We start from the raw sequence: 23,977 nt of genomic DNA, 5'->3' as shown, positions 1-23,977 counted from the left end.
GTGCCCGCGCGGACCCGGCGCGAGGTGCGCCCGGGACGAGCCGATCCCGCGGCTACTCGGACGGCAGCCGCATGCCGGAGCGCTCCTGCGCGTCGGCCACGAGCCCGACCATGGCGGCCTGGACGTCCGCCATGACCTCGGCGATCCGGGTCCGCCCACCGCCCCGCTCGACGGGGATCGGCTCGCCGAACTGGACCCACAGCCGCGACCGCGGCCCCGGGACGTGCCCGCGCGCGGCGCCGGGCGGTCGCGTGCCGAGGATGGCGCACGGGACGACCGGCGTCCCCGTGCGGACGGCGAGCCAGGCGACGCCGGCGCGCGCCGCCGTCACGTCACCCCGTCCGCGCGTCCCCTCGGGGAACACGCCGACGCAGCGGTCCTCCTCCAGGAGCGTCCTGGCGACCTCGAGCGCCGGCCGGCCGTTGCGCCGGTCGACCGGGATCTGGCCCGCCCACGTCATGAGGAACCCGAGCCGGGAGGTGAAGAACTCCTCCTTGACCAGGAAGTACGAGCCGCGCGGCACGGCGCCGTGCGCGACGGGACCGTCGACGACCCCGGTGTGGTTGGGCGCGATGAGCACGCGCCCCGTCCGCGGGACGTGCTCGGCGCCGACGACGCGGGTGTTCCACCACACGTGGTCGAGGAACCAGCCGACCCGGCGGGACCAGCCCGGCCCCCAGCGGTGGATGTCCTCGGCCCGGACGGTGGCGCCGCGGCCCGAGGCTCGCGGCGCGGAGACAGCGGGCGTCGGTGCGTCGTCGTCCGCGGTCGGCGTCACGGCCTGCCCCGCTCGACGATCGCGACCGCGGCGTCCAGCGTCTCCTCCAGCGTCAGGGTCGAGGAGTCGAGCGTGACGACGCCGTCGGCGGCCACGTGGAACTGCGAGACGGTCGCGTCGTCGGCGTCGCGGCGCACCACCTGGTCGCGGGTCGCCTCGATCGCCGCGTCGTCGGCCGCACCGAACAGCTCGGCGGCGCGGCGTGCGAGGCGCGCCTCCTCGCCGGCGACGAGCAGGACGCGGACGGTCGCATCGGGCGCGACGACCGTCGTGATGTCGCGACCCTCGGCCACGATGCCGCGACCGGAGCTCCAGCCGTCGGGCGTGGTCTCCCGCGCGATGATCGCCCGCTGGCGGTCGCGCAGGGCGGCGCGCACGGCGAGGTTCGTCGCGACCCGGCTCACGACGGTCGAGATCCCCGACGTCCGGATCGCCGACGTGACGTCGGTACCAGCGACGCGGAACGCCTGGTCGTCCGGGTCGAGCGGCTCCTCCAGCGGCAGGTCGAGCGCCAGCTCGGCCACGGCGGCGTCGACGGAGGACACGACGGCCGGCGAGGGGTCCGCGAGGCTCAGCCCGCGCTCCAGCGCCCACCACGCGAGCGCGCGGTACATCGCGCCCGTGTCGAGGTAGGCGAGGCCGTAGTGCCGGGCGAGGTGCCGCCCGATCGTCGACTTCCCCGACCCCGACGGGCCGTCGATCGCGACGACCAGCCCCCGCGTCGCCTCGTCCGTCGCCTCGTTCGTCCCGGTCATGAGCCGACCACCCGCCATCCCCTTCCGTGCAGACCGTCCGTGAGCCGGTCGGCCGCGTCGGGGAGCACCGAGATCGTCGCGAGCCCCACCTTCTGCCGCGGCGCGTGCTCCATCGCGAAGTCCTCGACGTTGACCCCGAGCTCGCCGACGTCGACGAACAGCCGCCCGAGCTGACCCGGCCGGTCGGGCACGAGCACCGTGACGTCGGCGTAGCTGCGCGAGACCCCGCCGTGCTTGCCCGGGATCCGGGAGACGCCGACGTTCCCGCGGTGCACGACGTCGGTCGCGGCCGCCATCGCGCCCGGGTTGAGCGGGCCGTGCTCGGCCGCCCCGCGCAGCGCCTCCTCGAGCCCGGCCAGGTCGGCGCGCGCGGCGGCGAGCAGGTCGGCGACCGGTCCGGCGTTGCCGACGAGGATCGCGGCCCACAGCCGCGGGTCGCTGGCGGCGATCCGCGTCGTGTCGCGCAGTCCCTGCCCGGCGAGGGCGAGCGCCGTCTCGGGGGCGTCGAGCAGCCGGGCGGCGAGGACGGAGGCGACGACCTGGGGCACGTGGCTCACGGCCGCGACGGCCTGGTCGTGCTCCCGGGCGCCGAGCTGGATCGGCGTGGCGCCGAGGTCGACGGCGAGCGTCCGGATCGTCAGCACCGCGGCCGCGTCGACGCCGTCGTGGGGCACGACGACCCAGGGCCGGCCGGCGAACAGGTCCGGGTCGGCGGCCGCGGCGCCCGACCGTTCACGCCCCGCCATGGGGTGCGAGCCGACGTAGCGGGCGAGGTCGCCGCTCGCGATCCGGCCGTCGCGCGCCGCCGCCTCGACCTCGCCGAGGACGACCGCCTTGACGCTCGCGACGTCCGTCACCACGGCGTCGGGGTGCTCCCGCAGCGTCGTCACGACGACGTCGGCCGCCACGTCCGGCGGGACGGCGACGACCACGACGCGGGCGTCGCGGCCGGGGCCGAGCTGCCCCGCGCCGACGTCGCGGGCGAGCGCCGCGGCGGCGGGTGAGGCGTCCTCGAGCGTCACCTCGACGCCGGCGCGGGCGAGCGCGAGACCGATGCTGGCACCGAGCAGCCCGGACCCGACGACGTGGACGGGGCCGGCGGTCGAGACGGCGTGCTCGACGGGACGGGAGGCGGGGGGTTCGGACATCGCGCTCACCCTACCGATCGCGCGCGGTGACGCCGCCGCGTGCCGTCGCCGGCCGGAGCGCCGTCGAGACGGGCGGCGAGACCGCCGTCGCCGTGGCCGCGGGCACCGCCGTCACAGCCCGACCTCCTTCTGCAGCAGCGCGAGCTCGCGCCCCTCGACCGGGCGGACCTGCCCCGAGCGGAGCTGGCCGAGCCGCACCGGGCCGATCGCCGTGCGGGTGAGCCGGCGCACGGGGTGGCCGACGGCGTCGAGCATGCGGCGCACGATCCGGTTGCGTCCCGAGTGGATGGTGAGCTCGACGATGGAGGCGTCCCGCCGCCGCTCGCGCACCGTGACGGCGTCCGCGGCGATGGGCCCGTCCTCGAGCTCGATCCCGCGCAGCAGCTCGCGCCGGACCCCCGGCGCGACCTCGCCCGCCACGAGCGCGACGTAGGTCTTGGCGACCTCGAACGACGGGTGCGCCAGCCGGTGCGCCAGCTCGCCGTCGTTCGTCAGGAGCAGGAGGCCCTCGGTCTCCGCGTCGAGCCGGCCGACGTGGTACAGCCGGACGCCGTCGGCCTCGTACGGGGCGACGAACGGCTCGAGCGTCGGGCGGCCCTGCGGGTCCGACATCGCGGAGAGGACCCCGGCCGGCTTGTTGAGCGCGACCGTCACGTGGCCGGGCACGAGCTGGACGCGCAGCCCGTCGACGTGCACCACGTCCGTCTCCGGGTCGATCCGGCGACCGAGCTCGTGCACGACCTCGCCGTTGACGGCGACCCGGCCGGCCGCGATGAGGTCCTCGCAGACCCGCCGCGAGGCGACGCCGGCCGCGGCCATCACCTTCTGCAGCCGGACGCCGTCGGGCTGGTCCATCCCCGGCACGTGACTCATCGCAGCTCCTCCTCGATCTCGCCGAGCTCGGCCATGTCCGGCAGGTAGGGGGCGAGCGGGGGCAGGTCGCTCAGCGAGCTGAGCCCCATCCGCTCGAGGAAGTAGCTCGTCGTCCGGTACAGGATCGCGCCGCCCTCGCCGTCACGGCCCGCCTCCTCGATGAGGCCGCGCGAGACGAGCGTGCGCACGACACCGTCGACGTTGACGCCGCGCACCGCGGCGATCCGGCCGCGCGAGACGGGCTGACGGTAGGCGACGACGGCCAGCGTCTCAAGCGACGCCTGGGTGAGCCGCGCGGTCTGGCCGTCGAGGACGAACGCCTCGACGTACGGTCCGAACACCGGCGCGGAGTACAGCCGCCAGGCGCCGTTGATCTCGCGCAGCTCGTACCCGCGGTCCGTCGCGCGGTAGTCGTCGGCGAGCGTCCGCAGCAGCCGGGACACCTCGGCGACGGACAGCCCGAGCACGGCGGCGAGCCGCGGCGGGGCCACCGCGTCGTCGGCCACCGCGAGGATCGCCTCGATCGCGGCGCGGGCGCCGCCCGGCAGGTCGGCGACCGCCAGCGGCGGGGGCGCATCGTCGCGGGCGCCCGGGCCGGCAGGCGGCTCGCCCGTCGCGTCGGTCACGGCCTCGGCCAGCGCCTCGTCGATCACCTCGGGGTCCGGCACGTCACTCATCCGTCTGCTCCTCCTGCTCCTCGCCCGGCTGGTCGTCCCCGTCGCCCGGATCGCCGGGCTCCTCGTCGAAGGACGAGCCCGCCGCGAGGAGGCGGTCGTCGTCGGTGTCGTCGTCGCGGTCGCGCCCGACCCAGCGGATCGTCAGCTCGCCCAGCGACGCCGGCTGCTCGAACGCGAGGACGCCCTCGCGGTACAGCTCGAGCAGGGCGAGGAACCGCCCGATCACGACCTGCTGCGTCGCGGCGTCGTCGGTCAGCGTGCGGAAGGTCGCCACGTGCAGGCGGCGCAGCCGGGTCGCGACGACGACGGCCTGCTCGCGCACCGACACGACCGGGTCGTGCAGGTGCGCGATCGAGACGACGGGCTCGGGCTTCGGCGCGAGCGCGGCCGCCGCGATGCGAGCCAGGTCCTCGGGGCCGATCGCGAGCACCAGCTCCGGCAGGAGCGCCGCGAACCGCGGCTCCAGCTCGGCGATCCTCGGATGGGCGCCGGCGCGCGACTCCCAACGCCGAGCGAGGGAGCCGGCCACCTCCTTGAACGCGCGGTAGGCGAGCAGGCGGGCGAACAGCAGGTCGCGAGCCTCGAGCAGCTCGAGATCCTCGGGGTCCTCCCCCTCCATCCCCGGCAGCAGGCGGGCGGACTTGAGGTCGAGCAGCGTCGCGCCGATGACGAGGAACTCGCTCGCCTGCTCCAGCTCCCACACGTCCTGCGTGCGCAGATAGGCGATGAAGTCGTCGGTCACGACGCCGAGCGCGACCTCCGTGACGTCGAGCTTGTGCTTGGCGATGAGCGAGAGCAGGAGGTCGAACGGGCCGGAGAAGTTGTCGAGGTTGACCTCGAACCGGCCGGCTCCCTCGGTCCGGCCACCCGAGGGTCCTGACGCCGCGTCAGGCGACGTCGCCACGGGCGACGAGCTCGCGCGCGAGCTGGCGGTAGGCCTCGGCCCCCGAGTGGGTCGGCGCGTACGTGGTGATCGGCTCCGTCGCCACGGAGGCGTCCGGGAACTTCACCGTCCGGCCGATGACCGTCGCGAAGACCTCCTCGCCGAACGCCTCGCGCACGCGCTGGAGGACCTCGCGGGAGTGGAGCGTGCGCCCGTCGTACATCGTCGCCAGGATGCCGTCCGTGCGCAGGCGGGGGTTGAGCCGGTCGCGCACCTTGTCGATCGTCTCCAGCAGCAGCGCGACGCCGCGCAGCGCGAAGAACTCGGTCTCGAGCGGGATGATGACGCCGTGCGCCGCCGTGAGGGCGTTGACGGTGAGGAGCCCGAGCGACGGCTGGCAGTCGACCAGGATCACGTCGTAGGAGTCGGTCACCGGCCGCAGCACCCGGGTGAGGGCCTGCTCGCGCGCCACCTCGCCGACGAGCTGGACCTCGGCGGCGGAGAGGTCGATGTTCGCGGGGATGAGGTCGAGGCCAGGCACGGAGGTCTCGTGGACGATCTCCGTGACGTCGAACCTGGGGGTCATGAGCGCCGTGTAGATCGTCGCGTCCAGCTCGTGCGCCGCGATGCCGAGGCCGGCGGAGGCCGCACCCTGGGGGTCGAAGTCGACGAGCAGCACGCGCCGCCCGTACTCGGCGAGCGCGGCACCCAGGTTGATCGTCGTCGTCGTCTTGCCGACGCCGCCCTTCTGGTTGCACATCGCGATGATCCGAGCCGGGCCGTGCGAGGCCAGCTCCTGCGGCACGGGGAACTCCACCGGCCGCACGGCGCCGTCCGCACCCTCGCCACGGGGGGCGTTCGTCGGCGTCGGCACGTCGAGGGTCGGCTGGGTCTCGGTCACGAACCCACCGTATCGCGCACCACCGACGCGCACCCGTCTCCCGCGCGGAGGAAGGCCGTCCCCGGGCTCAGCCGCGGGCGCGGGGATGCGAGGACGCGTAGACCTCGCGGAGGGTCTGCACGGTCACGTGCGTGTAGAGCTGCGTCGTCGTGACGGAGGCGTGGCCGAGCAGCTCCTGGACGACGCGGACGTCGGCGCCGCCCTCCAGCAGATGGGTCGCGAACGAGTGCCGGAGCGTGTGGGGCGAGACGCCCTCGGCCAGCCCGGCACGCTCGGCGGCCTGCTGGAGGATGGCCCACGCGCTCTGCCGGGACAGCGGCGCGCCCCGCAGCCCGAGGAACAGCGCCGGCCCACCGCGCCCCTTCGCCGCGAGGCCGGGCCGCGCCTGGACGAGATAGGCCCCGAGCGCGCGCACGGCGTGCGAGCCGACCGGGACGATCCGGGTGCGCCGCCCCTTGCCGGTCACCTGGACGACGGGGTTCTCGGCGTCGAGGTCCACGTCGTCCACCGCGAGGGAGACGGCCTCGCTGATCCGGGCCCCCGTCGAGTAGAGCAGCTCCAGCAGCGCGCGGTCGCGCAGCGGCGCCGGGCCCTCGCCGACGGACGCAGCCTCCAGCAGCGCCTCGACCTGTCCGACGGAGATCGCCTTGGGCAGCCGGCGGACGGTGCGCGGCGGCGTCACGGTGGCGGCCGGGTCGTCCGGCGTGAGGCCCTCCACGAGCGCGAACCGGTGCAGCCCGCGGACGGCGGCCAGCGCCCGGCCGACCGACGGCGCCGCGAGAGCGCTCCCGCCGTCGGCCCCGGTCGCGAGCACCTCGACGTACCGGGCCACCTGGCCGGCCGTCACCTCGCCCAGCTCGTCGGCTCCGCAGTCCGCCAGGTACGCGGCGTAGCGCCGCAGGTCGCGCCGGTACGCCGCCGCGGTGTGCGCGCTGACGCCCCGCTCGACGGCGAGGTGCGCGAGGTAGCCGTCGACGACGTCGGACACGGCAGCGACCGTCACCCCCGAGCGAGCCGCCACGGCGACGTCACCAGGGCAGGAACGGGTCGACCGCGACGGCCGCGAAGACGATCGTCAGGTAGGTGATCGAGCCGTGGAAGACGGCCATGGCCGGGCCGCGGGAGACGAGGCCGCGCCGCTGCGGGTCGAGCGCCATCCGGACGAGTCGCGCGCACAGGAAGATGAACCAGGCCCCGGCCACGGCCGTCACGGCGGTGTAGACCCAGCTCATGCCGGCCACCGGGACGAGCACGAGCGACGTCGCGACCATGGCGATCGCGTAGGCGAGCATCTCGCCGGCGACGCGCCGCTCCCCCGCGACGACCGGCAGCATCGGCACGCCGGCCCTGGCGTAGTCCTCGCGGAACCGCATCGACAGCGGCCAGTAGTGCGGCGGCGTCCACAGGAAGATGACGAGGAAGAGGACGACGGGCGCCCAGGCGATCGACCCGGTCACGGCCGACCACCCGATGAGGACGGGCATGCAGCCGGCGACGCCGCCCCAGACGATGTTCTGGGACGTGCGCCGCTTGAGCAGCATCGTGTAGCCGACGACGTACAGCAGGATCGCCGCGAGCGTCAGCACGGCCGACATGACGTTGACCAGCAGCAGGAACCACAGGATCGAGAAGACGCCCAGCACCGCGGCGAAGACGAGCGCGGCGCGCGGGGTGACCTCCCCCGTGACGAGCGGACGACGCCGGGTGCGACCCATGACCGCGTCGATGTCCCGGTCGAGGTAGCAGTTGAAGACGTTGGCGCTGCCGGCGGCAGCCGTGCCGCCGACGAGCGTGACGAGGATGAGCCACCACGGCGGAAGGCCGTCAGCCGCGAGCAGCATCGTCGGGATCGTCGTGACGAGGAGGAGCTCGATGATCCGCGGCTTGGTCAGCGCGACGTAGGCGCCGATCCTCCGCCGCCAGCCGCGCACCGGCCCCGGCGCGGTCGGCAGCTGCGGCGACCGGGGCGACTCCTCGGCCGGCTCCCGCTCCTGCGTCGCGCGGGACCGCGGGGTCGACGCGGACGCGGCGTTCGCCGAGCGCGAGTCGAGGGTCGCCACGCGGGGTCCTTCCGTCACCTGGCGCGCGGGTGCGCGCCTCGTCCATCGTAGGCCAGGCCGCCACCGGGAGGACCGCGCGCGCCGGCGACCGCGGCACCGCTGGCCACCCGTCGGCGGGGGCGGGCGTGAGAACGTTCACAATGGCGGTCCGACCCGTGGTCCCGGCTGACCGGACGACCCCCGGAGCAGTAGGGTCGGTGGCGGTACCCTGCCCACCCCCGGCGTTCCCTCCGCCCGCGAGCGCGTACGCCACTCCCGACAAGGAGCCCCACGTGAACGCACCCGTGCTCTCGGCTGCACCCAAGGCAGACGAGGTCGGCTGGACCGACCTCGACCTCCGGGCCGTCGCCACGGCGAAGGCGCTCGCGGCCGACGCCGTCGAGAAGGTCGGCAACGGCCACCCCGGCACGGCGATCAGCCTCGCCCCCGCCGCCTACCTGCTGTACCAGAACATCATGCGGCACGACCCGTCGGACGACCGCTGGCTCGGCCGCGACCGGTTCGTCCTCTCCGCCGGGCACTCCTCGCTCACGCAGTACGTGCAGCTCTTCCTCGGCGGGTTCGGCCTCGAGCTGAGCGACCTCGAGGCGCTGCGGACGTGGGGCTCGCTGACGCCGGGTCACCCGGAGTACGGGCACACCAAGGGCGTCGAGATCACGACCGGCCCGCTCGGCACCGGCCTCGCCAGCGCCGTCGGCATGGCGATGGGCGCGCGCCGCGAGCGCGGCCTGCTCGACCCCGAGACGCCGCACGGCGAGAGCCCGTTCGACCACCACGTCTTCGTCGTCTCCGGCGACGGCTGCCTGCAGGAGGGCATCTCGTCCGAGGCCTCGTCGCTCGCGGGCACGCAGGAGCTGGGCAACCTCATCCTCATCTGGGACGACAACCGGATCACGATCGAGGGTGACACCTCGATCTCCTTCACGGAGGACGTCCTCGGCCGGTACGAGGCCTACGGCTGGCACACCCAGACCGTCGACTGGGTGGGCGACGGCGAGTACCGCGAGGACGTCGACGCGCTGGCCGCCGCCATCCAGGCCGCGAAGGACGTGACCGACCAGCCGTCGATCATCCGCCTGCGCACGATCATCGCCTGGCCCTCCCCCACGAAGCAGGGCTCGCACGACTCGCACGGCTCCAAGCTCGGCGCCGAGGAGGTCGCGGGACTCAAGACGGCGCTCGGGCTGGACCCGGAGAAGTCGTTCGACGTCAGCCCCGAGGTGCTCGCCCACACCCGCGCGCTCGGCGAGCGGGCCAAGGTCGAGCGCGCCGCATGGGAGGAGCGTCTCGCCGCGTGGCGCGCCGCCAACCCCGAGCGCTCGGCGCTGCTGGACCGCCTCGTCGCGCACGAGCTGCCCGCCGGGCTCGACGAGGTCGTCCCGACCTTCGAGGCCGGGACCTCGATCGCCACCCGCGCCGCGTCCGGCAAGGTGCTGAACTCGCTCGCGGGCCCGGTGCCCGAGCTGTGGGGCGGCAGCGCCGACCTGGCCGGCTCGAACAACACGACGATGTCCGGGGAGCCGTCCTTCCTCCCCGCGCACCGCTCGAGCCACGAGTTCGCCGGCACCGAGTACGGCCGCACGCTGCACTTCGGCGTCCGCGAGCACGGCATGGGCGCGATCCTCAACGGCATCGCGCTGCACGGCCTCACCCGTCCCTACGGCGGCACGTTCTTCGTCTTCTCCGACTTCATGCGCGGCGCCGTGCGGCTCTCGGCCGTCCAGGGCGTCGGCGTCACCTACGTCTGGACGCACGACTCCATCGGGGTCGGCGAGGACGGTCCGACGCACCAGCCCGTCGAGCACCTCGCCGCGCTGCGGGCCATGCCGGGCCTGTCGGTCGTCCGGCCGGCCGACGCCACCGAGACGGCGGCGGCCTGGCTCGCCATCCTGCGCCGGGACGCCCCGGCCGGCCTCGTCCTCACCCGGCAGAACCTGCCGGTCTTCCCGCGCGGCGAGCAGGGCTTCGCCGGCGCGGACGTCGACCGTGGCGCCTACGTGCTGCTCGAGGCGTCCTCCGGCACGCCGGACGTCGTCCTCGTTGGCACGGGGTCCGAGGTCCAGCTCGCCGTCGCGGCGCGCGAGACCCTCGAGGCCGAGGGCATCGCCACCCGTGTCGTCTCCGCGCCGTGCCTGGAGTGGTTCGAGGAGCAGGACGCCGCCTACCGCGAGTCCGTCCTGCCGGCGGACGTCCGGGCGCGGGTCGCCGTCGAGGCCGGTGTCGCGATGCCGTGGTACCGCTACGTCGGCGACGCGGGCCGGATCGTCTCGCTCGAGCACTTCGGCGCCTCCGCCGACGCCGCCACGCTGTTCCGGGAGTTCGGCTTCACGCCGGAGCACGTGGCGCAGGCGGCGCGCGAGTCGCTGGCGGCCGCGGCCGGCTGAGCACCGACGCCATCAGATGAACACCCGTCCCACGCGGCGCGTGCCTGGCCCTACGGTTGCGTCGTGACCTCGACCCCCGTCCCGGCCAACCCGCTCCGGCGCAGCGACGACCGTCGGCTGCCGAGGATCGCGGGGCCCTCGGGCCTCGTGATCTTCGGCGTGACCGGTGACCTCTCGCGCAAGAAGCTCCTGCCGGCGATCTACGACCTCGCCAACCGCGGCCTCCTGCCGCCCGGGTTCGGCCTCACCGGCTTCGCCCGCCGCGACTGGAACGCCGAGCACTTCGCCCAGGTGACGAAGGAGGCGGTCATGGAGCACGCCCGGACGCCGTTCCGGGAGCGCGTCTGGCGCCAGCTCGCCGAGGGCATCCGGTTCGTCCAGGGCGAGTTCGACGACGACGCGGCGTTCGACGAGCTGGCCAGGACGGTCGAGGGGCTCGACGCCGAGCGCGGCACCGGCGGCAACCACGCGTTCTACCTCTCCGTCCCGCCGAGCGCGTTCCCGCTGGTCTGCCGCCAGCTCGCCCGGTCGGGTCTGTCCAGGAGCGAGCCCGGGGCGTGGCGGCGCGTCGTCATCGAGAAGCCGTTCGGGCACGACCTGGCGAGCGCGCTGGAGCTGCAGAAGGTCGTCGAGTCGGTGTTCCCCGGGGACTCCGTGTTCCGGATCGACCACTACCTGGGCAAGGAGACGGTCCAGAACCTGCTCGCCCTCCGGTTCGCGAACCAGATGTTCGAGCCGGTCTGGAACGCCAACAACGTCGACCACGTGCAGATCACGATGGCCGAGGACATCGGCATCGGCTCGCGTGCGGGGTACTACGACGGCATCGGCTCCGCCCGCGACGTCATCCAGAACCACCTGCTCCAGCTCCTCGCGCTCACGGCGATGGAGGAGCCGGTCTCGTTCGACGCCGCGTCGCTGCGCGCCGAGAAGGAGAAGGTGCTCTCCGCGATCACGCTGCCGAAGAACCTCGACCTGCACACGTCGCGCGGCCAGTACACGGCCGGCTGGCAGGGCGGGGAGAAGGTGGTCGGGTACCTCGAGGAGCAGGGCATCTCCCCCGACTCCGTGACGGACACGTTCGCCGCCGTCCGCCTCGACATCGACACGCGGCGCTGGGCTGGCGTGCCGTTCTACCTGCGGACCGGCAAGCGGCTCGGCCGCCGCGTCACGGAGATCGCGGTCGTCTTCAAGCGCGCCCCGCACCTGCCGTTCGCCCTCGCGGACACGCAGGAGCTCGGGCAGAACGCGCTCGTCATCCGCGTCCAGCCCGACGAGGGCGTCTCCGTCCAGTTCGGCGCCAAGGTCCCCGGCACCCAGATGGAGGTCCGGGACGTCACGATGGACTTCGGCTACGGCCACGCGTTCACCGAGAACTCCCCCGAGGCGTACGAGCGACTCATCCTCGACGTGCTGCTCGGCGACCCGCCGCTGTTCCCGCACAGCAAGGAGGTCGAGCTGTCCTGGCGCGTGCTCGACCCGATCCTGCAGCACTGGGAGTCCAGCGGCCGTCCCGATCCGTACCGTCCCGGCACGTGGGGTCCGGACAGCGCCCACGACATGATGGCCCGCGACGGCCGCGCCTGGAGGAGACCGTGAAGATCACGCTCGAGGACACGACGTCCTCCGCCATCGCCTCCCGCCTCGTCCGACTGCGCGAGGAGGGCGGTGCCGTCGCGCTCGGCCGCGTCCTCACGCTGCTGGTCCAGGCCCACCCCGACGAGGTCGAGAGCGCCGTCCACGCGACGAACGCGGCGAGCCGGGAGCACCCGTGCCGCGTCATCGTCGTCGCGACCGACGACTCGACGGAGGCCGCGGCCGACGGTCTGGACGCGGAGATCCGGGTCGGCGCCGACGCCGGCGCGAGCGAGGTCATCGTGCTGCGCCCGCGGGGCGGCGCCGCGACCGAGCTCGACTCGCTCGTCACGCCGCTCCTGCTGCCGGACACCCCGATCGTCGCCTGGTGGCCGGGCTCTCCCCCGGAGGTCCCGTCGCGGGACCCGCTCGGTTCCATCGCGCAGCGGCGCATCACGGACGCCCTGTCCTGCACCGACCCGATCGGCCGGCTCACGCTGCTGGCGGACGGCTACGCACCGGGCGACACCGACCTCGCCTGGGCCCGCGCGACGCTCTGGCGCGGCCTGCTCGCCTCCGCGCTCGACGACGCCTCGCACGGCCGGGTGCGCTCCGTGACGATCGCCGGCAACCTCGACCATCCGTCGATCTCGCTCATCGGCGGCTGGCTCGCCGACGCGCTCGAGTGCGAGATCCACTTCGAGGCGATCGAGGGCGCCGAGGCGATGGTCCGGATCGTGCTGGGCCGCGAGGACGGCGAGACCGTGTTCGAGCGGCCGGTCGGCTCGACCATCCTGCACATCACCGAGCCGTCCGGCATCTCGCACCGCGTCTCGCTCCCCCTGCGCTCCGTCGAGGACTCCCTCATCGAGGACCTGCGGCGCCTCGACGAGGACGTCGTCTACGGCGAGGTGCTCACCCACGCGCTGCCGCTGGCGCTTCGCGAGCTCGCGAAGGTCACGCCGTGACCCGGGGGTCGACGGGTCGACCGGCCGGCACGCGCGCCGTCGTCGTCCACCCCGACGCCGACACGCTCGTGGCCGCGACGGCCGCGCGGCTGGCGCTCGCCGTGCTCGACGCGCAGTCGCTGCGCCGCGAGGTCCACGTCGCCCTCACCGGCGGACGGGTCGGGACCCGGGTCGCCGAGGCGTTCCTCGCCTCCGACCTGCTCGGGGCGCTCGACCTCACCGGCCTGCACCTGTGGTGGGGCGACGAGCGGTTCGCGGCCGACGGATCGGCGGACCGCAACGACACCCCCGTGGCCGGCGCGCTCGCCGGGCTGGCCGAGCGCGGGGCCCACCTCCACCCGGTCGCCGGACCGGACCGGGTGGCGGACGTCGAGGCCGCCGCGCGCGCCTACGCCGACGAGCTGGACGCGGCCGGCATCACGGGCGGCGCCGACTCGACCTCCGCCCTCGACGTCGTGCTGCTCGGCGTCGGCCCCGACGGGCACGTGGCGTCGCTGTTCCCGGGGCACGCCGCGCTGGAGGCCGGCGGCTCGACGGTCGCGGTGCACGACTCCCCCAAGCCCCCGCCGCAGCGCGTCTCGCTCACGCGCGACGTCATCGACGGCGCGCGTCAGGTCTGGCTGCTCGGGTCGGGCGCGGAGAAGGCCGAGGCGGTCACGCGCGGGCTGGCCGGCGACGCCGGCACACCGGTGCTGCCGTGCGCGCTGGTCTCCGGCACCGATCGGACGCTCTGGCTCCTCGACCTCGAGGCCGCCGGCGACGCCTGAGGCCTGGGCCAGCGGCCCGGGGCCGTCCGCTCCGCGCGGAACGGCGCGGGTCAGGAGCCCGAGGGGTCGCGGGAGCGCGGACATCCGCGCAGGTCGGACCCCTGGCTGGACGCGGGCGGGGCAGCGGCCATGAGGTCGATCCGCGCAGAGCGGACCCCGGCCCACCCGGGCGGATCGCGTCGGGAACGGCCGACGGCTAGGAGACGGTGCCGCGGCGTTCGCGCAGCGCGGCGAGCGCTTCCTCGAGGAGCTCGGCGCCCTCGGTGTCGGAGCGGCGCTCCTTCACGTACGCGAGGTGCGTCTTGTACGGCTCGTTCTTGGGGGCCGAGGGCGGGTTCTCCCGGTCCTGACCGGCCGGGAGGCCGCACCGCGGGCAGTCCCAGGTCTCCGGCGGGAGGACGGCGGCCTCCTCGGCGAAGCTCGGCCGGGTCTCGTGCCCGGCCGCGCACCAGTAGGACACCCACACTCGGGGTGCGGCCTCGCCGCGCTCGGCCTCGCCCATGGGCCCCGCGCCGACGCGGGACCCGCGGATCGCGCTACCACCTGCCATCGCTGCGCTCCCTTACCGGTCCGGGTCTCAGGCGACGTAGCGCTGGATGAGGTTGAGCAGGACGATGACGACCCCCCACAGCGCGGCGGTGCCGATCGTGATCCGGTTGAGGTTGCGCTCGGCGACGCCGGAGGAGCTCATCGAGGAGGACATGCCGCCGCCGAACATGTCGGACATGCCGCCGCCCTTGCCCTTGTGCATGAGGATCGTGAGGACGAGGACGATGCTCGTGAGTACGAGGATCACCTGAAGTCCGATGCGCAACGCGTCCACGCTGCCCCTTCCGTCGAAACTGGCCCACCCAAGGATAGGCGATGGGGCGGCGTGCGCCGAACACGGCGCACGCCGCCCCATCGGAGCCCGTGGGTGCTCAGAGCGCGCGGAACCCGGCGATCGGAGCGAACTGGTCGACCTTGAGGCTCGCGCCGCCGACGAGCGCGCCGTCGACGTCGGCCCCGGCCATGATCTCCTTGACGTTGTCCGCCTTGACGGAGCCGCCGTAGAGGATGCGCAGGCCGGCCGCCACGTCGGCGTCGACCGTCTCGGCGACGCGGGCGCGGATGGCCTGGGCCATCTCCTGCGCGTCGTCCGGCGTCGCGACCTCGCCCGTGCCGATGGCCCAGACGGGCTCGTACGCCACGACGATGCCGCCGACCTGCTCCGGGCTGAGCCCGGCGAGGGCGCCGTCGAGCTGCGCCAGCGTGTAGGCGACGTGCTCGGACGCCTGGCGCACCTCGAGCGGCTCGCCGACGCAGAGGATCGGGGTGATGCCCTGGCCGAGCGCGGCGAGGATCTTGGCGTTCACCAGCTCGTCGGTCTCGTTGTGGTACTCGCGGCGCTCGGAGTGGCCGATGATCGCGAAGGACACGCCCAGCTTGGCGAGCTGCTCGGCGCTCACCTCACCCGTGTAGGCGCCCGAGGCGTGCGAGCTCACGTCCTGCGACGCGTACTTGATCGGGAGCTTGTCGCCGTCGACCAGGGTCTGCACCGAGCGCAGGCTCGTGAACGTGGGGGCGACGACGACCTCGGTGAGGTCGTAGTCGTGCTCGGCGTCCTTGAGGGTCCACGCCAGCTTCTGCACCAGGTCGATCGCCTGCAGGTGGTCGAGGTTGAGCTTCCAGTTGCCCACCATGAGCGGGGTGCGCGGGGAGTCGTATGCCATGTCGGTGCCTCAGTTCTCGAGAACGGCCAGGCCGGGGAGCGTCTTGCCCTCGAGGAGCTCGAGCGACGCACCACCGCCGGTGGAGATGTGGGAGAAGCCGTCCTCGTCGAAGCCGAGGAGGCGGACGGCGGCGGCGGAGTCGCCACCGCCGACGATGCTGAACGCGCCGGCGGCGGTCGCGTCGATCATCGCCTGGGCGACCGCACGGGTGCCGCCCGCGAAGTTCGGGAACTCGAACACGCCCATCGGGCCGTTCCAGACGACCGTCCTGGACGCCTTGATCGCCTCCGCGAACGCCTTCGCGGACTCGGGGCCGATGTCGAGGCCGATCGCGTCGGCCGGGATGGCGTCGGCCGCCACGACCTCGAACGCCGCGTCCTTGTCGAACGCCTCGGCGGCGAGGATGTCGGTCGGGAGCAGGATCGTGACGCCCTTCTCCTCGGCGCGGGCCAGGTAGCCCTTGACGGTGTCGATCTGGTCGGCCTCGAGCAGCGACTTGCCGACCTCGTAGCCCTTGGCGGCGAGGAACGTGAACAGCATCCCGCCGCCGATGACGAGCGTGTCGGCCTTCTCGAGCAGGTTCGCGATGACGCCGAGCTTGTCGGAGACCTTCGAGCCGCCGAGGACGACCGTGTAGGGCCGCTCGGGGTCGGTGATCGCCTTGGACAGCGCCTCGACCTCCTTGCCGACGAGCTTGCCGGCGGCGTGCGGGAGCACCAGGGCGACGTCGTAGACGCTCGCCTGCTTGCGGTGCACGACACCGAAGCCGTCGGACACGAACGCGTCGACGCCACCGCCGAGCGCGACGAGCTCGGCGGCCAGCGCGGCGCGCTCCTCGTCGACCTTGGAGGTCTCGCGCGCGTCGAACCGGACGTTCTCCAGCAGCGCGATCTCGCCGTCGGCGAGGCCGGCGACGACGGCGTCGGCGCTCGGGCCGACGAGGTCCTCGGCGAGGACGACGTCCTTGCCGAGGAGCTCACCGAGGCGCTTCGCGACGGGGGCGAGCGAGTACTTGGCCTCCGGCGCGCCCTTGGGGCGGCCGAGGTGGGCGGTCACGACGACCTTCGCGCCGCCGTCGAGCAGCGCCGTGAGGGTCGGGAGGGCGGCGCGGATGCGGCCGTCGTCGGTGATGACGTCGCCGTCGAGCGGCACGTTGAAGTCGGAGCGGACGAGCACGGTCTTGCCGCGCAGGTCGCCCAGGTCCTCGAGCGTCTTCATGGGTCTACTTCCGTGGTGGTCGGGTGGGGGAAACACGGCGACGCCCGCGATCCGCGCCCAGGAGTGGACACGGACGCGGGCGTCGCCTCACATCTCAGTGAGTCTCGGTCTGCGGCAGCAGGATCAGAGACGCTCGCCGACGTACTCGGTGAGCTTGACGAGGGAGGCGGAGTAGCCCCACTCGTTGTCGTACCAGGCGACGATCTTGACCTGGTCGCCGCTCACCTTGGTGAGGCCGGCGTCGAAGATGCTCTGGTGCGGGTTGGAGATGATGTCCGAGGAGACGATCGGGTCCTCGGTGTACTGCAGCGTGCCGGCCATGGCGCCCTCGGCGGCGGCCTTGACCGCGGCGTTGACCTCCTCGACCGTCACCTCGCGGGACGCCGTGAAGGTGAGGTCCGTGGCCGAGCCCGTGATCGTCGGGACGCGCAGCGCGTACCCGTCGAGCTTGCCCTTGAGCTCCGGGAGCACGAGGGCGACGGCCTTGGCGGCGCCCGTCGTGGTCGGGACGATGTTCTGGGCGGCGGCGCGGGCGCGGCGCAGGTCGCGGTGCGGGCCGTCCTGGAGGTTCTGGTCGCCCGTGTAGGCGTGGATCGTCGTCATGAGGCCGCGCTCGATGCCGATGGCGTCGTTGAGGGCCTTGGCGACCGGCGCGAGGCAGTTCGTCGTGCAGGACGCGTTGGAGATGATGTTGTCGGTCTCCGGGTTGTAGTCGGTGTGGTTCACACCGACGACGAACGTGGCGTCCTCGTTCTTCGCGGGAGCGGAGATGATGACCTTCTTGGCACCGGCCTCGATGTGCGCCTTGGCCTTCTCGGCGTCCGTGAAGAAGCCCGTCGACTCGATGACGATGTCGACGCCGAGCTCGCCCCAGGGGAGGTCGGCCGGGTTGCGCTCCGCCATCGCGCGGATCTTGTGGTCGCCGACGTAGATGTACTCGTCGTCGTACGTCACCTTCTCCTCGAGCGGGCCGAGCACGGTGTCGTACTTGAGCAGGTGCGCGAGCGTCTTGTTGTCGGTGAGGTCGTTGACGGCGACGATCTCGATGTCAGCGCCTGCCTTCTGAACGGCGCGGAAGAAGTTGCGGCCGATGCGGCCGAAGCCGTTGATCCCGACGCGGATGGTCACGATGAGTCCTCCAAGCGTGCACGCGCACGCACTTGTCCGGTGGCGCGGGCCCCGTCGGAACCCACGCGGAGGGGGTCGTCCCCGTTATCTCCACACACGACACTACTACGCACGACACCTGCGCCAAGAGGGACCAAGTGCCTGCGGGAGAGGCGTCTCAGAGGTCGAGCATGTCCGGTGTGAGGATGCTCTCCGTGTCCGGAATCCCGAGCTCGGCCGCCCGCTTGTCGGCCGTCGCGAGGAGGCGCCGGATGCGTCCGGCGACCGCGTCCTTGGTGAGCTGCGGGTCGGAGAGCTGACCCAGCTCCTCGAGGGACGCCTGGCGGTGCTCGAGCCGGAGCCGACCGGCCTGGACGAGGTGCTCGGGCACCTCCTCGCCGAGGATCTCGAAGGCCCGCTGGACGCGCGCGCTCGCGGCGACCGCGGCCCGCGCCGAGCGGCGCAGGTTCGCGTCGTCGAAGTTGGCGAGCCGGTTCGCGGTGCCCCGCACCTCCCGGCGCATCCGCCGCTCCTCCCAGGCGAGGACGGCGTCGTGCGCGCCCATCCGGGTGAGCAGCGCGGCGATCGCGTCGCCGTCGCGGACGACGACGCGGTCGACGCCGCGCACCTCCCGCGCCTTCGCCTGCAGCCCGAGCCGCCGGGCGGCCCCGCACAGCGCGAGGGCGGCCTCCGGGCCGGGGCAGGTCACCTCGAGCGCGGCGGAGCGGCCGGGCTCGGTGAGGCTGCCGTGGGCGAGGAACGCGCCGCGCCAGGCGGCGACCGTGTCCCCGACGCTGGCCGAGACGACCTGCGGCGGCAGGCCGCGCACGGGCCGGCCGCGCTGGTCGAGCAGGCCCGTCTGCCGGGCGAGCGCCTCGCCCTCGCGGACCACGCGCACCACGTACCGGTTGCCCCGGCGCAGTGCGCCCCCCGAGACGACGATGATGTCGCTCTTGTGGCCGTACACCTCGTGGATGGCGGCGCGCAGGCGGTGGGCGGCGGCGGCGTTGTCGAGCTCGGCCTCGATGACGATCCGGCCCGAGATGATGTGGAGGCCCCCGGCGAAGCGCAGGGTCGCGGCCACCTCGGCCTTGCGGCTGGAGATGCGATCGACCCTGACTCTCGCCAGCTCATCCTTCACGGCAGCGGTCAGCGACATGCCGGACATCCTGCCACCCCGCGCGTCGTCGTGGGGAGCCGAGCGACCGGTGGAGGGCCCGCGGGCCTACTCCCCGACGTCTCCCCAGGTCTGCGCGAACGCGTCCCGGTAGGCCGCGGCGAGCCGCAGCGGGTCGTGCCGCGGGGTGCCGTCGTCGGCCCGCACCTGCCGCAGCAGGACGCGGGCGCCGAGCTCCGTCGCCTCCGCCTCGAGGTCGGGCAGGTCGTCGACCCAGGCGGGGTCGGCGAGGACGACGTCGACGCGCAGCTCCGGGTCGACCTCGCGCAGGACGCGCAGGTGGTCGGCGGCCGTGAACCCGTCCGTCTCGCCCTCCTGCTGCTGGAGGTTGAGCGTGAGCGCGACGCGGCTGGCGGCGTGGATCGCGGCGCGGAGCTGGGCCACCTGGAGGTGCGGGAGGACCGAGGTGTACCAGGAGCCGGGGCCGAGGACGACCCAGTCGGCCGCGCGGATCGCCGCGATGGCCTCGGGACAGGTCTGCGGGTTCTCCGGCAGGAGCCGGACGCGCGTCACGCGGCCGCTCGTCACGGCCACGCGGCTCTGCCCCGTCACGACGATGTCGGGCTGCCCGTCGCGGACGACGTCCGCCTCGATGACCAGCGGCTCGGCGGCCATCGGGAGCACGCGTCCCCGCACCCCGAGCAGCTCGCCCAGCCGGTCGAGACCGGCGACGACGCCGCCCTCGGCCGCCCAGGCCGCCGCCAGCAGCAGGTTGCCGGCCGCGTGATGGTCGAGCGAGCCGCCGCTGGTGAACCGGTGCTGGAGCAGCTCGTGCCAGGCGCGACCGCGCGCCGTGTCGTCGCACAGGGCCGCGAGGGCCATCCGCAGGTCGCCCGGCGGCAGGATGCCCAGCTCCGTGCGCAGCCGGCCGGAGGAGCCCCCGTCGTCGGCGACCGTGACGATCGCCGTGAGGTCGGGCGTGAGGTGGCGCAGCGCGAGCAGCGAGGCCGCGAGGCCGTGCCCGCCGCCGAGCGCGACGATGCGCTGGGGCGTGAGACGCAGCGGGTCGAGCGCGGTCATGGTCTCACTCCCGTCCGAGGTCGCGGTGGACGTTGTGCACGGAGTAGCCGCGCTCGCGCAGCAGCTCGCCGAGCCGGATCGACATGGCGACGGAGCGGTGCTTGCCGCCCGTGCACCCGATCGCGATGGTGACGTACGGCTTCTGCTCGACGAGGTACCCCGCGAGGATCGGCTCGAGCAGCTCGGCGTAGCGCTCGACGACCTCCTCGGCTCCGGGCAGCGACAGCACGTAGCGCGCCACCGGCTCGTCCTTGCCGGTGAGGTGGCGCAGCTCCGTGACCCAGTACGGGTTGGCGAGGAAGCGCACGTCGAGCACCTGGTCGGCGTCGAGCGGCAGACCGTACTTGAAGCCGAACGAGACGACGGTGACCGCGAGCGGCCGGTCGCCCTCGCCGGCGACCGTCTCCCGGATGGTCTGGGCCAGCTCGTGCACCGTGAGGTCGGTCGTGTCGAGGTAGACGTCGGCGCGCTCGCGCAGGTGCGCCGTGAGGGTGCGCTCGGCCGCGATGCCGTCGAGGATCGTGCCGTCCCCCTGCAGCGGGTGCGGCCGGCGGACCGACTCGAACCGGCGCACGAGCGCGGCGTCGTCCGCGTCGAGGAAGACGATCCGGTAGGCGATGCCCTGCGCGTGGAACGCCTCGAGCACGGGGGCCAGCTCGGCGAAGAACTCCTTGCCGCGCGCGTCGACGACGGCCGCGAGCCGGCGCACGCCCCCGGTCGGCGACATCATCCCGACCATCGGCGCGAGCAGGCGCGGCGGGAGGTTGTCGACGACGTACCAGTCGAGGTCCTCCAGCACGGCCGCCGTCCGCGTCCGGCCGGCTCCCGACATGCCCGTGACGAGGAGCACCTCGCTGCGCTCGGCGCGCGGCGCCGGCGTCACGGCCTCGAGCAGCGGGATGCCGCCGGGGACCGTGAGCGGGTCGGGTTCCGACGCGACCGGCGACGGGGACGGGGCGGACGATCCTGCCTCCGGTCCGGGCACGGACGGGCCCTGGGAGGCCCCGTCGGCACCCGCGGGGCGCTTGGGCACGCTGGCGTGCCGGAGGCGAGGGGCGTCGCTGTCGTCCGTCATGCCCCCAGGATGCCAGGCTCGGCGGTCGATCCGGCGGCGGGTTCGCGGTGCAGCGCGTCGTGGACGGTGAGCGCGAGCCGGGGCCCGATCCCCGGCACCTCGGCGATCTCCTCGACGTTCGCCGCGCGCAGCCCCTTGAGCGAGCGGAAGTGCGCGAGCAGGGCCTTCTGCCGGGCGGGGCCGAGGCCCGGGACGTCGTCGAGCGCGGAGCGCGTCATCGCCTTGCCGCGGCGCTTGCGGTGATGGCTGATGGCGAACCGGTGCGCCTCGTCGCGCACGCGCTGGAGCAGGTAGAGCCCCTCGCTCGTCCGCGGGAGCACCACGGGGAACTCCTCCCCCGGCAGCCACACCTCCTCGAGGCGCTTGGCGAGGCCGACGAGCGCGATGTCCTCGACCCCCAGGTCCGCCAGCGCGCGGGCCGCGGCGGCCACCTGCGGCGGCCCGCCGTCGACCACGAGGAGGTTCGGCGCGTAGGCGAACCGCTGCGGACGACCGGTCTCGGGGTCGATGCCCGGCATCGCCGTGGTCTCGCGCTCCTGGCGCATCCGGGAGAACCGCCGGGAGACCACCTCGTACATGGCGGCCGTGTCGTCCCGGGCTCCCTCGCCGGACTCGCCGCGCACGACGAAGTGGCGGTAGTCGGACTTGCGGGGCAGGCCGTCCTCGAAGACGACGAGCGAGCCGACCTGGTGGGTGCCCTGGGTGGTGGAGATGTCGATGCACTCGATCCGCAGCGGCGACGACGGCAGCTCGAGCTCGCGCTGGAGGTCCTCCAGCGCGCGCGAGCGGGAGGTGAGGTCGCCGGCGCGGCGGACCTTGTGCAGCGCGAGGGCGCCCTCGGCGTTCGTCCGGACCGTGTCGGCCAGCGCCCTCTTGTCCCCGCGGACCGGGACGCGCAGCTGCACCCGCGCGCCGCGGCGCTGCGCCAGCCAGTCGGACAGCTCGGCGTGGTCGCCGGGCAGGTGCGGGACGAGCACCTCGCGCGGGACGTCGGCTCCGCCGTCGCCGTAGACCTGGAGCAGGAGCCGCTCGACCAGCTCGGCCTCGTCGAGGTCCTCGACGCGCTCGGAGACCCAGCCGCGCTGGCCGCGGATGCGCCCGCCGCGCACGTGGAACACCTGGACGGACACCTCCAGCTCGTCGAGCGCGAGCGCGAACACGTCGGTGTCCGTGGCGTCCGAGAGCACGACGGCGTTCTTCTCCACCACGCGCTGCAGCGCCCCGAGGTCGTCCCGCAGGCGCGCAGCTCGCTCGAAGTCGAGCTCGCTCGCCGCCTGGCGCATCTCCCGCTCGACCCGCTTGACGAACGTCCCCGTGTCGCCGGCCATGAAGGCGCAGAAGTCCTCGGCGAGCAGGCGGTGCGCCTCCGGTGTGATCCGCCCGACGCACGGCGCCGAGCACTTGTCGATGTACCCGAGCAGGCAGGGCCGGTCGCTCGCGGCCGCCCGCTTGAACACCCCGGCCGAGCAGCTCCGGATGGGGAACACCCGCAGGAGCAGGTCGACCGTCTCGCGGATCGCCCACGCGTGCGAGTACGGCCCGAAGTAGCGCGTCCCCGGCCGCTTGGCGCCGCGCATCACCTGGACGCGCGGGAAGTCCTCCCCCATCGTGACGGCGAGGTAGGGGTAGGACTTGTCGTCCCGGTACTTGACGTTGAACCGCGGGTCGAACTCCTTGATCCAGGAGTACTCGAGGCTGAGCGCCTCGACCTCGGTCGAGACGACCGTCCACTCGACCCGGCTCGCGGTCGTCACCATCGTGGCCGTGCGGGGGTGGAGCGTCGTGAGGTCGGCGAAGTAGCTCGCGAGGCGCTGACGCAGGCTCTTGGCCTTGCCGACGTAGATGACGCGACCCGAGGGGTCCGAGAAGCGGTAGACGCCCGGGGAGTCGGGTATCTCGCCGGGCTTCGGCCGGTAGCTCGCCGGATCGGTCACGTCACCCACCCTAGGTCGAGGCTCCGACATCGGACGTGGCCGGCCCCTCCCCTTCGCCACGGGAGGAATCCGGGAAGGAACCCGGGAAGAATGTGTCCATGACCCGCGCCCATCTCATGACGTACAACATCAAGAACGACTCCCCCGGCGAGCGGCACGCGGCGTGGACCCGGGATCGCCGCGAGGCGCTCGTCGCGGTGGTCCGCGAGGCGGCTCCCGACGTCGCGGCGCTCCAGGAGGTGGTCGCGCACCAGCTCGCGCACCTGCGCGCCGACCTCCCGTCGTACATCGCGGTCGGGGTCGGCCGGGACGACGGCGACGCGGCCGGCGAGCACGTCCCGCTGCTCGTGCGGTCCGACCGGTGGTCGATCCGCACGTGGGGGACGTTCTGGCTGTCGCCGTCGCCGGACGTCCCCAGCCTCCATCCCGGGACGCACTGCGCTCGTGTGTGCACCTGGGCCGTGCTCGACGCGGTGGCGGGGGCCGGGGAGCTGCGGGTGTGGAACGTCCACCTGGACCACGAGAGCGAGGACGCTCGGGAGTTCGGGATGCGGCTCGTCCTCGACCGGATCGCGGCCGCCGGCCCGGGCCGCGACGTCGTCCTCGGTGACCTCAACGCCGGTCCGGGCTCGGCGCCGGTCGCCGCGGCGCTGACCGGGCTGCGCGACGCGCGCGAGGCGTCCCGGTCGGCGCCGACCGGGTCGGGCGCTACCTTCCACGACTGGGTCCCGGCGGCGATCCGGGACTCGGGTGGGGAGCACGCCGAGCGGATCGACTGGGTGCTGGTCGGTCCGGGCATCGAGGTGCTCGCCTACGACGTGCCGGCGATCGACGAGACCGCCGACGCCGTGCTGCCGAGCGACCACTACCCCGTCGTCGTCGACGTCGAGATCGGCACGTCGGTGGCCCGGCCGGCGACCGAGGCCGGGTCCGCGGCCGCGGCCGCGGGCTGAACCGCCGACTGA

Annotated in this window: 23 protein-coding genes; 5 read left to right on the top strand and 18 right to left on the bottom strand. The window is 74.0% G+C overall.

Annotated features, from left to right (window positions below; all coding sequences use genetic code 11):
• Positions 1 to 52: 52 nt before the first annotated feature.
• The 9 genes from EDD28_RS14350 to EDD28_RS14310 all read right to left on the bottom strand — a co-directional run bounded on the left by EDD28_RS14350 (position 53) and on the right by EDD28_RS14310 (position 7,967).
• Positions 53 to 778 (bottom strand): lysophospholipid acyltransferase family protein, encoded by a 726-nt coding sequence (locus EDD28_RS14350; protein ID WP_123740447.1) that lies wholly within the window; start codon positions 776 to 778, stop codon positions 53 to 55.
• Positions 775 to 1,533 (bottom strand): (d)CMP kinase, encoded by a 759-nt coding sequence (gene cmk, locus EDD28_RS14345; protein WP_123740932.1) that lies wholly within the window; start codon positions 1,531 to 1,533, stop codon positions 775 to 777. The genes EDD28_RS14350 and cmk overlap by 4 nt, the downstream gene beginning before the upstream one ends.
• The gene (locus EDD28_RS14340) at positions 1,530 to 2,681 is read right to left on the bottom strand and encodes a prephenate dehydrogenase (RefSeq protein WP_123740931.1); all 1,152 of its coding nucleotides are present in this window, start codon (positions 2,679 to 2,681) and stop codon (positions 1,530 to 1,532) included. Before EDD28_RS14340 ends, cmk begins: the two co-directional genes overlap by 4 nt.
• Positions 2,682 to 2,792: 111 nt before the next feature.
• On the bottom strand, positions 2,793 to 3,554 hold the full coding sequence (locus EDD28_RS14335; protein ID WP_245968093.1) for a pseudouridine synthase: 762 nt from the start codon (positions 3,552 to 3,554) through the stop codon (positions 2,793 to 2,795).
• Complete coding sequence (gene scpB / locus EDD28_RS14330) at positions 3,551 to 4,231, bottom strand: SMC-Scp complex subunit ScpB (RefSeq protein WP_123740445.1); 681 nt, start codon at positions 4,229 to 4,231, stop codon at positions 3,551 to 3,553. Before scpB ends, EDD28_RS14335 begins: the two co-directional genes overlap by 4 nt.
• Positions 4,224 to 5,135 (bottom strand): segregation and condensation protein A, encoded by a 912-nt coding sequence (locus EDD28_RS14325; RefSeq protein ID WP_123740444.1) that lies wholly within the window; start codon positions 5,133 to 5,135, stop codon positions 4,224 to 4,226. Before EDD28_RS14325 ends, scpB begins: the two co-directional genes overlap by 8 nt.
• Positions 5,119 to 5,988, bottom strand: a complete 870-nt coding sequence (locus tag EDD28_RS14320) for a ParA family protein (protein WP_211339272.1) — start codon at positions 5,986 to 5,988, stop codon at positions 5,119 to 5,121. The genes EDD28_RS14325 and EDD28_RS14320 overlap by 17 nt, the downstream gene beginning before the upstream one ends.
• Positions 5,989 to 6,082: 94 nt before the next feature.
• Positions 6,083 to 7,003, bottom strand: a complete 921-nt coding sequence (xerD, locus tag EDD28_RS14315) for a site-specific tyrosine recombinase XerD (protein WP_342769946.1) — start codon at positions 7,001 to 7,003, stop codon at positions 6,083 to 6,085.
• A gap of 40 nt (positions 7,004 to 7,043) precedes the next feature.
• Positions 7,044 to 7,967 carry a heme o synthase gene (locus EDD28_RS14310; protein ID WP_245968149.1) on the bottom strand — a complete coding sequence of 308 codons (924 nt, stop codon included), beginning with the start codon at positions 7,965 to 7,967 and terminating at the stop codon, positions 7,044 to 7,046.
• A 380-nt stretch (positions 7,968 to 8,347) separates the two neighbouring features.
• On the opposite strand from EDD28_RS14310, the gene tkt reads away from it, so the two are divergent.
• From tkt to pgl, 4 genes are all read left to right on the top strand, one after another.
• Positions 8,348 to 10,459, top strand: coding sequence for a transketolase (tkt, locus tag EDD28_RS14305; RefSeq protein WP_425469982.1), 2,112 nt, complete (start codon positions 8,348 to 8,350; stop codon positions 10,457 to 10,459).
• A 63-nt stretch (positions 10,460 to 10,522) separates the two neighbouring features.
• Positions 10,523 to 12,058: a glucose-6-phosphate dehydrogenase gene (zwf, locus tag EDD28_RS14300; protein ID WP_123740440.1), complete on the top strand. Its 1,536-nt coding sequence runs from the start codon at positions 10,523 to 10,525 to the stop codon at positions 12,056 to 12,058.
• Positions 12,055 to 13,002, top strand: coding sequence for a glucose-6-phosphate dehydrogenase assembly protein OpcA (locus tag EDD28_RS14295; protein WP_123740439.1), 948 nt, complete (start codon positions 12,055 to 12,057; stop codon positions 13,000 to 13,002). The genes zwf and EDD28_RS14295 overlap by 4 nt, the downstream gene beginning before the upstream one ends.
• Positions 12,999 to 13,769 carry a 6-phosphogluconolactonase gene (gene pgl, locus EDD28_RS14290; protein ID WP_123740438.1) on the top strand — a complete coding sequence of 257 codons (771 nt, stop codon included), beginning with the start codon at positions 12,999 to 13,001 and terminating at the stop codon, positions 13,767 to 13,769. The genes EDD28_RS14295 and pgl overlap by 4 nt, the downstream gene beginning before the upstream one ends.
• A 196-nt stretch (positions 13,770 to 13,965) precedes the next feature.
• Here pgl and EDD28_RS14285 read toward each other — a convergent pair whose 3' ends face one another.
• The 9 genes from EDD28_RS14285 to uvrC form a co-directional block, all read right to left on the bottom strand.
• Positions 13,966 to 14,319 (bottom strand): RNA polymerase-binding protein RbpA, encoded by a 354-nt coding sequence (locus tag EDD28_RS14285; RefSeq protein ID WP_123740437.1) that lies wholly within the window; start codon positions 14,317 to 14,319, stop codon positions 13,966 to 13,968.
• A 27-nt stretch (positions 14,320 to 14,346) separates the two neighbouring features.
• The gene (gene secG, locus EDD28_RS14280; protein WP_123740436.1) at positions 14,347 to 14,592 is read right to left on the bottom strand and encodes a preprotein translocase subunit SecG; all 246 of its coding nucleotides are present in this window, start codon (positions 14,590 to 14,592) and stop codon (positions 14,347 to 14,349) included.
• 97 nt (positions 14,593 to 14,689) lie between these two features.
• Complete coding sequence (gene tpiA / locus EDD28_RS14275; RefSeq protein ID WP_123740435.1) at positions 14,690 to 15,481, bottom strand: triose-phosphate isomerase; 792 nt, start codon at positions 15,479 to 15,481, stop codon at positions 14,690 to 14,692.
• A gap of 9 nt (positions 15,482 to 15,490) precedes the next feature.
• Entirely contained in the window at positions 15,491 to 16,699 is a 1,209-nt protein-coding gene (locus tag EDD28_RS14270; protein ID WP_123740434.1) for a phosphoglycerate kinase, read from the bottom strand.
• Between the two features lie 123 nt (positions 16,700 to 16,822).
• Positions 16,823 to 17,827 (bottom strand): type I glyceraldehyde-3-phosphate dehydrogenase, encoded by a 1,005-nt coding sequence (gap, locus tag EDD28_RS14265; protein WP_123740433.1) that lies wholly within the window; start codon positions 17,825 to 17,827, stop codon positions 16,823 to 16,825.
• A 157-nt stretch (positions 17,828 to 17,984) separates the two neighbouring features.
• Positions 17,985 to 18,965: a DNA-binding protein WhiA gene (whiA, locus tag EDD28_RS14260; protein WP_123740432.1), complete on the bottom strand. Its 981-nt coding sequence runs from the start codon at positions 18,963 to 18,965 to the stop codon at positions 17,985 to 17,987.
• 66 nt (positions 18,966 to 19,031) lie between these two features.
• A complete protein-coding gene (locus tag EDD28_RS14255) occupies positions 19,032 to 20,003 on the bottom strand; it encodes a gluconeogenesis factor YvcK family protein (protein WP_123740431.1) in 972 nt (323 codons plus the stop codon).
• Positions 20,004 to 20,007: 4 nt separating this feature from the next.
• Positions 20,008 to 21,078: an RNase adapter RapZ gene (rapZ, locus tag EDD28_RS14250; protein ID WP_123740430.1), complete on the bottom strand. Its 1,071-nt coding sequence runs from the start codon at positions 21,076 to 21,078 to the stop codon at positions 20,008 to 20,010.
• The gene (gene uvrC, locus EDD28_RS14245; RefSeq protein ID WP_123740929.1) at positions 21,075 to 23,012 is read right to left on the bottom strand and encodes an excinuclease ABC subunit UvrC; all 1,938 of its coding nucleotides are present in this window, start codon (positions 23,010 to 23,012) and stop codon (positions 21,075 to 21,077) included. The genes rapZ and uvrC overlap by 4 nt, the downstream gene beginning before the upstream one ends.
• Before the next feature lie 98 nt (positions 23,013 to 23,110).
• Between uvrC and EDD28_RS14240 the strand changes: the two genes are divergently transcribed.
• Entirely contained in the window at positions 23,111 to 23,965 is an 855-nt protein-coding gene (locus EDD28_RS14240) for an endonuclease/exonuclease/phosphatase family protein (protein WP_123740429.1), read from the top strand.
• Positions 23,966 to 23,977 lie beyond the last annotated feature (12 nt).

It is taken from the genome of Salana multivorans (assembly GCF_003751805.1).
Taxonomy (GTDB): domain Bacteria; phylum Actinomycetota; class Actinomycetes; order Actinomycetales; family Beutenbergiaceae; genus Salana; species Salana multivorans.
The sequence above is the reverse complement of the archived record's forward strand: the minus strand, read 5'-3'. Positions and strand labels throughout refer to the sequence as shown.

Bases quoted from the DNA above. Each gene is read 5' to 3' on its own strand.
- cmk (WP_123740932.1), bottom strand. From the start codon at position 1,533: ATGACCGGGACGAACGAGGCGACGGACGAGGCGACGCGGGGGCTGGTC.
- EDD28_RS14340 (WP_123740931.1), bottom strand. From the start codon at position 2,681: ATGTCCGAACCCCCCGCCTCCCGTCCCGTCGAGCACGCCGTCTCGACC.
- EDD28_RS14335 (WP_245968093.1), bottom strand. From the start codon at position 3,554: ATGAGTCACGTGCCGGGGATGGACCAGCCCGACGGCGTCCGGCTGCAG.
- scpB (WP_123740445.1), bottom strand. From the start codon at position 4,231: ATGAGTGACGTGCCGGACCCCGAGGTGATCGACGAGGCGCTGGCCGAG.
- EDD28_RS14285 (WP_123740437.1), bottom strand. From the start codon at position 14,319: ATGGCAGGTGGTAGCGCGATCCGCGGGTCCCGCGTCGGCGCGGGGCCC.
- tpiA (WP_123740435.1), bottom strand. From the start codon at position 15,481: ATGGCATACGACTCCCCGCGCACCCCGCTCATGGTGGGCAACTGGAAG.
- EDD28_RS14270 (WP_123740434.1), bottom strand. From the start codon at position 16,699: ATGAAGACGCTCGAGGACCTGGGCGACCTGCGCGGCAAGACCGTGCTC.
- whiA (WP_123740432.1), bottom strand. From the start codon at position 18,965: ATGTCGCTGACCGCTGCCGTGAAGGATGAGCTGGCGAGAGTCAGGGTC.
- EDD28_RS14255 (WP_123740431.1), bottom strand. From the start codon at position 20,003: ATGACCGCGCTCGACCCGCTGCGTCTCACGCCCCAGCGCATCGTCGCG.
- rapZ (WP_123740430.1), bottom strand. From the start codon at position 21,078: ATGACGGACGACAGCGACGCCCCTCGCCTCCGGCACGCCAGCGTGCCC.
- EDD28_RS14240 (WP_123740429.1), top strand. From the start codon at position 23,111: ATGACCCGCGCCCATCTCATGACGTACAACATCAAGAACGACTCCCCC.